Genomic DNA, 10,865 nt, shown 5'->3' with positions numbered 1-10,865 from the left:
GATTTCGCCTGAGCAGTGACCCTTACGCGCTGATGGCGCAGCACGGCCACGTGCCGCTGCCGCCCTACATCACGCACACCGATTCCGCCGACGACGAGCAGCGCTACCAGACGGTGTTCGCCAAAAACCCGGGCGCCGTGGCCGCGCCCCCGGCCGCGCTGCATTTTGACGAAGCCGTGCTGGCCGCGCTGGAAGCGCGCGGCATCCATCGCGCCAGCGTGACCCTGCATGTGGGCGCCGGCACCTTCCAGCCGGTCAAGGCCGAGAACATCGCCGACCACACCATGCATTTCGAGCGCTTCGAGGTGCCGGTTGCGACGCGGGAGGCGATTGCCGCCTGCAAAGCGCGCGGCGGCCGCGTGGTGGCCGTGGGCACCACCACGGTCCGCGCACTGGAGTCGCACGCCAAATTCGGCCCCGACTGCGACGACACCAACATCTTCATCACGCCGGGCTATGAATTCGCCGTGGTCGACCTGCTGCTGACCAACTTCCACCTGCCCAAAAGCACGCTGATGATGCTGGTCAGCGCGTTTTCGGGCTACGAGCACATCATGGCGCTGTACCGGCATGCGATTGCCCAGCACTACCGCTTTTTCAGCTATGGCGACGCCATGCTGCTGGCGCGCAAAAGCCCCGCTGCGCTCCCCTAAACACACCTGCGACAATCACGAGATGCTCGATTTTGAAGTTCTGAAGACCGATGCCCCGGCCGGCGAAGGCGCCGGCGCCTACCTCGGCAGCTACGCCCGCCGCGGCAAACTGACGCTCAACCACGGCGTGGTGCAAACCCCCATCTTCATGCCCGTCGGCACGTACGGCACGGTCAAGGGCGTGATGCCGCAGTCGCTGCACGACATGGGCGCGCAAATCATCCTGGGCAACACCTTCCACCTGTGGATGCGGCCCGGCCTGGACGTGATGCAGCAGTTCGGCGGCCTGCACAAGTTTGAAAGCTGGAACAAGCCCATCCTGACGGACAGCGGCGGCTTCCAGGTCTGGTCGCTGGGCGAGATGCGCAAGATTTCCGAAGAAGGCGTGAAGTTCGCCTCGCCGGTCAACGGCGACAAGCTGTTCCTGACGCCCGAGATATCGATGCAGATCCAGACGGTGCTCAACAGCGACATCGTGATGCAGTTCGACGAGTGCACGCCCTACGATACCAAGGGCCACATCACCACCGAAGGCGAAGCGCGCAGTTCCATGGAACTGAGCCTGCGCTGGGCCAGCCGCTGCATCGCCGAGTTCAACAAACTGGAGAACCCCAACGCGCTGTTCGGCATCGTGCAGGGCGGCATGTTTGAAAACCTGCGCCAGGAATCGCTGGACGCGCTGCTCGAGCTGGACCTGCCCGGTTACGCCGTGGGCGGCGTGAGTGTGGGCGAGCCCAAGGAAGAAATGCAGCGCATCATGGCGCACACGCCGCACCGCCTGCCGGCGGGCAAGCCGCGCTACCTGATGGGTGTGGGCACGCCCGAAGACCTGGTCGAGGGCGTGGCCGCCGGTGTCGACATGTTCGACTGCGTGATGCCGACCCGCAATGCGCGCAACGGCCACATGTTCACGCGCTTCGGTGATTTGAAGATCCGCAACGCGCGCTACAAGACCGAAGACCAGCCGGTGGACGCGACCTGCACCTGCTACACCTGCAAGAACTTCTCGCGCGCCTACATGCACCACCTGGACCGCTGCGGCGAAATGCTGGGCCCCATGCTGTCCAGTATCCACAACCTGCACTACTACCTCAACCTGATGCAGGAAGTGCGCGACGCGCTGGACGCCGGCCGCTTCGGCGAATTCACCGTGCAGTTCCGCGCCGACCGGCAACGAGGCGTTTAGGCGATGAATATCAACGTTCAACGCTGGATAGACCGCTGGGCCGGGATTCCGCTGTGCGCGGCCGTCTCCGCCGTGGATGCAGTGGCGCGGCGCTTTCGCAAGGACGCGGATGTCGCGCCGCGCGCCATCGTGGTCATCCTGCTATCGGAAATGGGCAGCCTGGTGCTGGCCCACGAGATGTTTGCGCAGCTCAGGCAGCGCTACCCCGGCGCGCCGCTGCACGCACTGCTGTTCGGCAAGAACCGCGAAATCCTCGACCTGATGAAGGTGGTGGACCCGGCCAACGTGCACACGGTGGACGACAAGTCGCTGGGCGGCCTGCTGTCCAGCCTGTGGAAGGCGATCGGCGAGTTGCGCCGCGCGCATGTCGACGTGGCGATTGACTGCGAACTGTTCTCGCGCATCAGCAGCCTGCTCTCGTATGCGAGCGGCGCGCGCATACGCGTGGGCTTTCACCGCCACACGCAGGAAGGCCTGTACCGCGGCTCGCACATCAACCGGCCCGTGCCCTACAACCCTTACCACCACATCAGCGCTCAGTTCCTGACGCTGGCGCGCGCGATTGATTCGACCGCCGTGCCCAAATCGAAGCTGCCGGCCAACCTGGCACTGACGGGCACCGGCAAAGCGCCGCCGCACGTGCAGCTGGACGCATCGCTGGTGCCGGGCATCCAGGCGCGGCTGGCGCAAGACTTCCCCGCGATTGCCGGCAAGCCGCTGGTGCTGGTCTACCCGGGCGGCGGCATCTTGCCGATACGCGCCTGGCCGCTGGAGTCCTACACCGCGCTGTGCCAGGGCCTGGTGGCCGACGGCTGCGCCGTGGCCGTGATCGGCCTGAAAGACGACCAGGCGCTGGCCCGGCAGCTGGTGGCCAATGTGCAGGCCGCCTTCCCGGCCAGCCCGACCAACGCCGTGATCGACCTGACGGGCTACACGCGTTCGATTTCCGAGCTGCTGGCGTTGTTCCATGTGGCGCGCCTGCTGGTCACCAACGACGGCGGGCCGGGGCAGTTCGCGGCGCTCACGCCGATCTGGACGCTGATGCTGTTCGGCCCCGAAACACCTGGCCTGTACGCGCCGCTCACGCCGAAGTGCCACTCCTTCTACAGCCAGTGGCCCTGCTCGCCCTGCCTGACCGCCTACAACCACCGCTCGTCTTATTGCGACGGTGACAACCAGTGCCTCAAAGTCATCGCACCCGGGGCCGTGCTGGCCAAGGCGCGCGAGTGCCTGGAAGCGCCCTGACGCCACCCCCATCCCGATGCCCACACTCCGATCCTTTGCCGAAGCCGTCATCCGGCGCCTGCCCGAGCGCCTGCAGCCCATGGTGCGCTGGCGCTTCATCAAGTTCGGCGTGGTGGGCGCCAGCGGCACGGTGGTCAACCTCGCCGTGCTGTATCTTGCGCAGGAATTTCTGTTCAGCCACATCGCGGACTTCCACGACCGGCTCAACTATTCCATCGCGCTGGCGATCACCGTCGCCACCATCAGCAACTTCTACTGGAACCGGCGCCTGACCTGGCGCGACCGCAAGCACGAAGCCCACCATTCGGCGCTGTTCCTGTTTGCCAAGTACGTGATGGCCGCGGGCCTGGCCATCGTGCTGCAGTCGCTGCTGACCAAATGGCTGGCCCTGTACATGCATTACCTGCTGGCCAATGTGCTGGCCATCGTGCTGTCCAGTGTCTGCAATTTTGTGGCCAACGACCGCATGACTTTCCGCCGCCGGCGAGCCAAAATCGTGGAGCCCGATGCCACCGCCGCGCCCACACCACCCGCCGACGTCCATGACAAACCTTGAGTCCCTGAAAGCCCGCCTGCCCGCCCACCGCATCTGGATAGGGCTGGCCATCCTGGTCGCGCTGGGTTACCTGTTCGGCCTGGCCGGCGACCACATTCCGCGCAACGGCGACGAGCTGGTCTACGCCCACATCGCGCGGCTGACGGCGGAGACCGGCAAGTGGCTCCCGCTGGTCAGCTCTTACGACTTCATGCGCAACACCAAGCCGCCCGTGCTGTTCTGGCAGGCCATGGTGGCCGGGGGCTGGGGCGACCACTGGACGCTGCTGAACCTGCGCCTGCCCAGCATCGCCTACACCTGGGCCATCGCCCTGATGACGGCGCTGCTGGCCTGGAAAACCATCCTCGGCGAAACCGCGCCGATTGATCGCCGCCGCCACGCGCTGGCCATGGGCGCCCTCGCGGCCATCGTTTACCTGTCCTTCTTCAGCACCTACCGCTACGGCCGGCCTTACCTGACCAGCGCACCCGAAACCTTCTGGCTGTTCGGCGTGCTGTTTGCGATTGCCTGGTCGCCGGCCAGGCTGCTGGCCTCGCGCTGGGCCTTTCCGCTGCTCGCGGGCATCGCCATCGGCATAGGCTGCCTCTACAAATCTTTTGTCATGGTGGTGCCCGTCGGCTTTGCGCTGGCGCTGTGCTACCAGGTGCTGGGCGCGCGCAAGGCGCCGTGGGATGTTTTCCGGCGCGGTGCGGTGATCGACGGCATCAAGGTGGCGGCCATCTGCCTGCTGGCCCTCGCCATTTTCGGGCTGTGGTTTGCCATAGACCCGCAGCCGGGCGAGGTCTGGCGCGAATTCGTCGTCGGTGAAAACGCCGGCAAGATGAATTCGTCAAAAGGCTACTTCGCCATCGCCTTCAGCGGCAGCAGCGGCATCCTGACCATCCTCACGGGCTATTACTCCAACGCGCTGTTCCTGCTGCCCGTCGCGGTGGGCTGCACCTGGGCCGCGTGGAAGGCCTGGCGCCGGCGCAAAGGCACGGCGCAAACCATCAGCGACACCGAAAAAGCCCTTTGGATCTGGCTGCTGGCCTTCGCGCTGGTGTTCATGGTGCCCACGCAGCGCTCCACCCGCTACCTGATTCCCGCGATGCCGGCCCTGGCCGTGCTGATCGCGCTGTACTGGGACCGCATCGCGCGCATCTGGTTCAGCCTGACGCTGATGATTTGCCTCATAGGCGCGCTGGCCATGGGCCTGATCGGCTACGGCGGCGTGCGCGCCACGCAGGATGCCTGGCTGTATTCGCCGCTGTACTGGATCTTCCTGGGTGTGCTGGCCGTGGCCTGCGTCGCGGGCATGTTCAAGCCCGCATGGACGCGGCCGGTGACCGCGCTGAGCAGCTTTGGCGTGCTGTTCGCGCTGGCCTGGGTCACCGCACCGTTCAACGGCGACATGGGCCGCTTCCGCGCGGAGACCAACGCCTTGCTCAAAGGCCAGTCCCTTTCGGTGCCCAGCAACTTCAACGGGCATTTTGAGCGCTACGAGTTCATCATCCCCGGCGCCAAAATTGTTCCTTACTTTGCCGCGCAGCCCGTCGATTACCAGGACGTTGATGCGCTCTTCAAGACCACGCGCTACGCGCTGGTGCAGCGCCGCGCCGGGCAAAAGCCCTGCGAGCAGTGCCGCGTCATCGACGAGCGCTGGGACCTGCGTTCGCGCCAGGATGAAAAGGAAGGCACGCTGGGCGCCTTCAAGTCGCCCGAGACCTTCTGGTACGCCAAAGAGTACCTGGTCGAGCGAGCGGCGCCTTAAGCCGGCTTACAGCCACCCTGCAGATTTCACAAAGGAAGTTCCATGTCCCGATTCCCGAGATTTGCAGGGCTTTTCGCCCTGGCGGCCATGCTGGCGCTGGGCGGCTGCGCGACGGCCATCAAGCCGCATGAAACCACAGGCGCGCCCACGCTGGACTTCCAGGACATGGCGCTCAACCCCGGCAATGGCGGGGAGCTGATAGCGGCCGACGCGCTGCTGCCGGGCGACATCATTCTCACCGCCGAAAACGGCCTGAACTCGATCGGCATACGCCTGATCACGCTGTCGCCCGTGAGCCACGCCGCGATCTACATGGGCAACCGGCAGATCGCCGAAGCCGTGGGCTCGGGCATACGCATCCGCAGCGTGGATGCGATGCTGAACGACGAGGCGACGGTGGTGGCCTTTCGCCACCCCGACCTCACCGCCGGGCAGGCCGTGCAGATCAACACCTTTGTGGCCAGCCACGAGGGCAAGAAATACAACTACCTGGGCGTGATGTTGCAGGCCCCGTTCGCGCTGGAGCGGCGCATGTGCGAGCTGCCGCTGGTGCCGTCCATGGTGCGCGACTTCTGCATACGCGGCATCGCGGCCGTGCAGCTGGGCCTGGGGCGCAACGACCAGTTTTTCTGCTCGCAGTTCATCCTGGAGGCGTATCGCAGCGCGGGCCTGCCGCTCACCGACGCCGACCCGCGCCTGATCAACCCCGGCGACCTGCTGCACATGCGGGAGGGCGACGTGCCCTCCGTGATGATCCACAAACCGCTGCGCTATGTGGGGCACCTCAAGGCTGCCCCGCAGGTGGTCGCCGCGGAGCAGCTCAGGTAGTCAATTACCCGCCCACGTGCATCGTGAACTGCGCGCCGTTGGACAGCTTGCACTGCCCGGTGCCCATGGTGGACGAGTTCATCTGGTAGCGGCAGCTGATGTAGCTGCCCCGGCTGCCGGATCCATTGGCCACGCCTTCGCGTGTTGACGAGCCCGCGATGCGCGTGGCCTCCCCGTTAAAGCTTTCACCGTTGATGTTGGTGGTGAAGGTGCCGCGCCCGTTCATGTCATTGGTCACCACCGCGCCCACCATGCCGTAGGCCTGGGCGATGTCGTTGGACGGGTACAGCCGCGCCGCAAAGGTGGTGCTGGCCGGCATCGCGGGCGTGACGTACACCGTGGAGGTGACCGGCGGATGGCCGGGCTGGACCGGCACGACGTAGCAACCCGTCAGGGCGGTGGCGCCCAACACCGCGGCGGCCAAAGCCCCACGGCGTGAAAGGCGTGACAAGGAGAACAGGGAAGAATTGATCTTCATACATAACCCGAAGGCCCAAGCACATGCTTGTGGAGGCAGTGTGCGGTGGGCATCTCAAAAGGTTGCATTCAAAGATACAGGATCATTAAATTGATACGCCGAGCATCAAATTCAGATACTCCACCGAAATCCCATCGCGGGCCAAGGTCACGAAATAGCCGACGCACAGCGCAAAGATCCAGGCTCAGGCACCATCACACCCTCCCCTCACTTCTGCGCAAAGATGACCATGCAATACCGCCGCCTCGGAAACAGCAACCTCAAAGTCTCCGCCCTGTGCCTGGGCACCATGATGTTCGGCAAACAGACGCCGTTTGAAGAAGCGGCGCGCATCGTGGCTTCGGCCCGCGAGCACGGCCTCAACTTCATCGACACCGCCGACGTCTACAACCAGGGGCAGTCCGAAAAAGACGTGGGCAAGCTGCTGGCCGGCCAGCGGCAGCACTGGGTGCTGGCCAGCAAGCTGGGCAACGCGGTCAGCGAGAACGTCAACGAAAGCCATTACTCGCGCCGCTGGCTGGTCCAGCAAACCGACGCCATCCTGGCGCGGCTACAGACCGACTACCTGGACATCCTCTACCTGCACCGCGATTACCACGGCGAAAACCTTGAGGAAGCGGTGCGCGCGCTGGGCGACTTGATACGCGCAGGCAAGCTGCGCAGCTTCGGCCTGTCAAACTTCCGCGGCTGGCGCATCGCCGAGGTGGTGCGGTTGTGCAAGGAACTGGGCGTGCCGCAGCCCGCCGTGTGCCAGCCTTATTACAACCTGCTGAACCGCGGCCCGGAAGTCGAAATCCTGCCGGCCTGCGGCCACTACGGCCTTGGCGTGGTGCCCTACAGCCCGCTGGCGCGCGGCGTGCTCACGGGCAAGTACCCGCCCGGCCAACCGCCCGCCGAAGGCACGCGCGCCGGCAGCGGCGACAAGCGCATCCTGGAGACGGAATTCCGCGAGGAGTCACTGGTGATCGCGCAAAAGATCAAGGCGCGCTGCGAAGCCAAAGGCCTCGTCCCCGGCCAGTTCGCCGCGGCCTGGGTGCTGGCCAACCCCTTGATCAGTTCGGTCATCGTCGGGCCGCGCACCTTGCCGCACCTGGAGGACGTCTACGGCGCGGTGGACCTGGTGCTGGACAAGGGCGACGAAGCTTTCGTCAACGAACTCGTGGTGCCCGGCCATGCCTCCAGCCATGGCTACAACGACCCGGGCTACCCCTTCTTCGGCCGCCCGGTCTGAATCGGCTCAGAGCGCCGGCGCGTCCTTGGCGCCGGTCTGCGGCAGCTTGAGTTTTTTGTCCGCCGTGGTGCCGCAGGCATGGCAGAACTTGGCAAAAGCGCTCTTGCGCGTCGTGCATTTGAGGCAGTGGTCGAACAGGCCTATGCCGCAATGCGGGCAAAAATCGATTTCCGTGTTCTTCAAATCCACCGTCCGCTCGCAGCCCGGGCACACGCTTTTTGACAGGCGCGTGAGCGCCGTGTCGTAGCTCAGCTCCTCGCGGCGCTGCGCGTCGGGCAGCTGCTCGGCCAGCTTCTGCTTTTCCAGGTAGCGGTTCAGCGAGATGATGGCCTGCCGGCCCACCAGCGCCGTGACGATGATGCCCACGATGTAACGCACATAACCGCCGTAGCTGGGCAGGTAGGGCACCAGCTCGACGAAGAAGGCGAACACCGCGAAGAAGATAAAGCCCCAGACAAAAGGCCAGTAAGTGCTTTTGCGTTTTTTCGCGAACAGCCAGCCGGCCGCCACCAGCAGCGGAAGCGTCAGCACCAGGCGGTACAAAAAGACGCGCAGTTCCACGCGCCGGTATTCGGCGTTGAGCTGCACTTGCGCGGCCTCTTCCATTTCACTGAGCTTGCGGCGTTCTCGCGCTGCCCCCTGGCGCGCGTCGAGCGCGGCCTGCTGCTGCGCTTCCACGGCCACGCCGGCCGCGCGCTCGCGGTCTTTGAGCACGTCCAGCGCGCGCGTGCGCGACAGCAGTTCGGTATCCTGCTCGGCCAGCTGCGTGGCGTGCCGCGTGGACAACCAGTTGTCGAAAGTCTCGCGCGCCGCGGCCGAGTCGGCCTGGGCGGCGCGGCGCTTGAGCCGTGCCTGCTCCAGCGCGGCTTCGGCGTCGCGCTCGGCGACCTCGGCGGCCTTGATGGCATTGCGCGCCGCGTTGCCGGCGTTCGCATCCATGTAATCGTCGAGCGAGAGCTGCTTCTCGACCTTGGGCAGGTCGCCCACCACCGTGCCGCCCAGCCCGATCAGGAAACCGGCAAACACAAAAGCCACCAGCCAGAGGCCGCGGTGGAACCACTTTTCGGACAGTCGGAGGGATTTACTCATGGTCTTTTTCCTCAAGGCAGGTTACGGCGGTGAAAACAGGGTCTACGGTGACAGTGCCGTCGCGCATGGGTCAGAGTCTCACCACCGCCACGGGCTTGCCGTCCGTCATGCGGGCGCGCTGCAGCCAATCGAAGACCGAATCCACCGTGACGGTTTCGATGCGGTCGGAAAAACGCTTGCTGTCGGGATGGTCGTCGAACGCGACGTTCGCGGCCGTCATGCGGCCGCCCAGCCGAGTCAAGGGGCCCAGCTTGAGCGCCGTGGGCTCATAGCCCTTGAACTGCAGCCAGGCCTGCGCTTTCTCGCGCGAGGTCACGCCGGGCTCCGCAGCGGCCGCCATGGTTTCAATCGCCCACTGGTTGGACTGCTGGTATTTGCGGCCCCAGGCATAACTCACGATGCTGTAGGGCTTGTGGTGCAAGGCCGTGAGCCGGGCCTGGTCATCGAGCAGCACCAGCAATTGGGCCTGCGCCTGCGGCGAAGGCGCGATCCATGCCGCCTCGAAGCGCCACAGGTCGTCCAGAAAGAACTCCCCCAGCCCCTGCCGGTAGATCGCCGATTCGCTGGTGCCGCAGCTGTTGAGTTTGTGCACCACACGCCAGGTCATGCCGCCCTGCCCGTCGGGCAACTGGTAGGCCAGGCCCAGGTGCGAATAGCGCACGCCGTACTTGCTGAGGTCTTGCCCGGCCCGCGCCAGCAGCACGACTTTTTCGCCGCTGGCGTTGAGTGCGGCCAGCGTCTTTTCGGCCAGTGTCATGGCGCGCTCCACAGTCTGCGGCGTGGTCTTGCGCGCTTCGCAGGAACGCCCGGCATGGGCGGCCGGTGCCGTGGCCAGGATGGCGGCCGCCAGCAGCAGGGGTAAAAAGATTTTCATGGGATGACTCCGGTTCATTGGGTCAGGCGTTCGTTGTGCAGCAGCGCACGGCCCAGCGCATTGGGGATAAAGGCAATCGCCTCCCCGGCCGCCGACAACACCACGCCGGCGCCCACCACACTGACCACGACCATCGTTCCGGCCACCATGGAAGCGCCGGCCACGCCTTTGCCCACCACCTCGATGCTGGCGCGGGCCCCGTCGGAGGCGCGCTCCAGCACATACACCGTTCCGCGGGCCGTGCTTTCCACGGTCTTGACCACCAGCACGGCGCCCGCCGTGGACAGCACGGCTGGAATGGCCACCACGCTGCCCGCAACGGCGCTGGCGCCGCCCAGGACGGAGGCCACTGGCAGGGCCGACACGGCGCTCAGGGCCGAGGCTTCGGATTGGGCCTGCGCGTTGAACGAGGCAACGCTTCCCGCCAGCGTGAAGCAGGCGGCGATCAGGTAAGTGGCAAATCGGTTTTTCATGATGGCTCCTTGTTTGTCGGCGCTGTGTTTATTCGCTCGCCGTATGGCTGCGCGCGGCGCGTCCCAGGCGGGCTTCGCTGAGGTCGGCTTCATGGCGGTCGCGCAGGGTCTTGGCCAGGGTGAAGCTGCAGGTGATCAGGTAGAGCCAGCTCACGCCCAGGAAAGCCTTGTAGGTTTCATTGACCTCCATGCGCCACAGGCCCCAGCCGGTCAGCGACATGGCCAGGAAGAAGCCGCCCCACACCACGAGCTTGAACATCGGCGTGTCGGCCAGCTTGCCTTCGGCCTTGCTCTGCTCCTGGTCGCGCACATACTTGGCCAGCACGAAAGCGGCGGACAGGCAGAAGAAGTAACCCATGACCATGAAGGCGCGGTCCAGGTCCTTGCCGGGCAGGTAAGACAGGCCCACGGCGCACAGGAAAACGGCGATCAGGAAAGAAACCCAGACCTGCAATTGCCAGGGTTTGGAGTCACGGTGTATCAGCGTCTGCATAAAAACCTT

12 protein-coding genes are annotated in these 10,865 nt (G+C 65.3%); 7 read left to right on the top strand and 5 right to left on the bottom strand.

What is annotated here, in order from left to right; all coding sequences use genetic code 11:
- The 6 genes from queA to ACLV8F_RS15010 all read left to right on the top strand — a co-directional run.
- A partial coding sequence (gene queA / locus ACLV8F_RS15035) for a tRNA preQ1(34) S-adenosylmethionine ribosyltransferase-isomerase QueA (protein ID WP_411885007.1) occupies window positions 1-653 on the top strand: 653 nt, incomplete at its 5' end.
- Between the two features lie 22 nt (window positions 654-675).
- A complete protein-coding gene (gene tgt, locus ACLV8F_RS15030; RefSeq protein WP_411885006.1) occupies window positions 676-1,839 on the top strand; it encodes a tRNA guanosine(34) transglycosylase Tgt in 1,164 nt (387 codons plus the stop codon).
- 3 nt (window positions 1,840-1,842) lie between these two features.
- On the top strand, window positions 1,843-3,084 hold the full coding sequence (locus ACLV8F_RS15025) for a glycosyltransferase family 9 protein (protein WP_411885005.1): 1,242 nt from the start codon (window positions 1,843-1,845) through the stop codon (window positions 3,082-3,084).
- 16 nt (window positions 3,085-3,100) lie between these two features.
- Window positions 3,101-3,640 carry a GtrA family protein gene (locus tag ACLV8F_RS15020; protein ID WP_411885004.1) on the top strand — a complete coding sequence of 180 codons (540 nt, stop codon included), beginning with the start codon at window positions 3,101-3,103 and terminating at the stop codon, window positions 3,638-3,640.
- Window positions 3,627-5,390 carry an ArnT family glycosyltransferase gene (locus tag ACLV8F_RS15015; RefSeq protein ID WP_411885003.1) on the top strand — a complete coding sequence of 588 codons (1,764 nt, stop codon included), beginning with the start codon at window positions 3,627-3,629 and terminating at the stop codon, window positions 5,388-5,390. Before ACLV8F_RS15020 ends, ACLV8F_RS15015 begins: the two co-directional genes overlap by 14 nt.
- A gap of 42 nt (window positions 5,391-5,432) precedes the next feature.
- Complete coding sequence (locus ACLV8F_RS15010) at window positions 5,433-6,218, top strand: distant relative of cell wall-associated hydrolase (RefSeq protein ID WP_411885002.1); 786 nt, start codon at window positions 5,433-5,435, stop codon at window positions 6,216-6,218.
- Window positions 6,219-6,222: 4 nt separating this feature from the next.
- Here the strand turns inward: ACLV8F_RS15010 and ACLV8F_RS15005 are convergent, their stop codons facing one another.
- Entirely contained in the window at window positions 6,223-6,696 is a 474-nt protein-coding gene (locus tag ACLV8F_RS15005; protein ID WP_411885001.1) for a hypothetical protein, read from the bottom strand.
- A gap of 229 nt (window positions 6,697-6,925) precedes the next feature.
- Here ACLV8F_RS15005 and ACLV8F_RS15000 point away from each other — a divergent pair, with 229 nt between their 5' ends.
- On the top strand, window positions 6,926-7,927 hold the full coding sequence (locus tag ACLV8F_RS15000; protein WP_411885000.1) for an aldo/keto reductase: 1,002 nt from the start codon (window positions 6,926-6,928) through the stop codon (window positions 7,925-7,927).
- 6 nt (window positions 7,928-7,933) lie between these two features.
- Here ACLV8F_RS15000 and ACLV8F_RS14995 read toward each other — a convergent pair whose 3' ends face one another.
- From ACLV8F_RS14995 to ACLV8F_RS14980, 4 genes are all read right to left on the bottom strand, one after another.
- Window positions 7,934-9,016 (bottom strand): serine endopeptidase, encoded by a 1,083-nt coding sequence (locus ACLV8F_RS14995; protein ID WP_411884999.1) that lies wholly within the window; start codon window positions 9,014-9,016, stop codon window positions 7,934-7,936.
- A 70-nt stretch (window positions 9,017-9,086) separates the two neighbouring features.
- Entirely contained in the window at window positions 9,087-9,890 is an 804-nt protein-coding gene (locus ACLV8F_RS14990; RefSeq protein WP_411884998.1) for a DUF2145 domain-containing protein, read from the bottom strand.
- 14 nt (window positions 9,891-9,904) lie between these two features.
- Window positions 9,905-10,363, bottom strand: coding sequence for a hypothetical protein (locus ACLV8F_RS14985; RefSeq protein ID WP_411884997.1), 459 nt, complete (start codon window positions 10,361-10,363; stop codon window positions 9,905-9,907).
- A gap of 28 nt (window positions 10,364-10,391) precedes the next feature.
- Window positions 10,392-10,856 (bottom strand): YiaA/YiaB family inner membrane protein, encoded by a 465-nt coding sequence (locus ACLV8F_RS14980; RefSeq protein WP_411884996.1) that lies wholly within the window; start codon window positions 10,854-10,856, stop codon window positions 10,392-10,394.
- Window positions 10,857-10,865 lie beyond the last annotated feature (9 nt).

It is taken from the genome of Polaromonas sp. YR568 (genome assembly GCF_943369675.1).
Classification (GTDB): domain Bacteria; phylum Pseudomonadota; class Gammaproteobacteria; order Burkholderiales; family Burkholderiaceae_C; genus Polaromonas.
The sequence above is the reverse complement of the archived record's forward strand: the minus strand, read 5'-3'. Positions and strand labels throughout refer to the sequence as shown.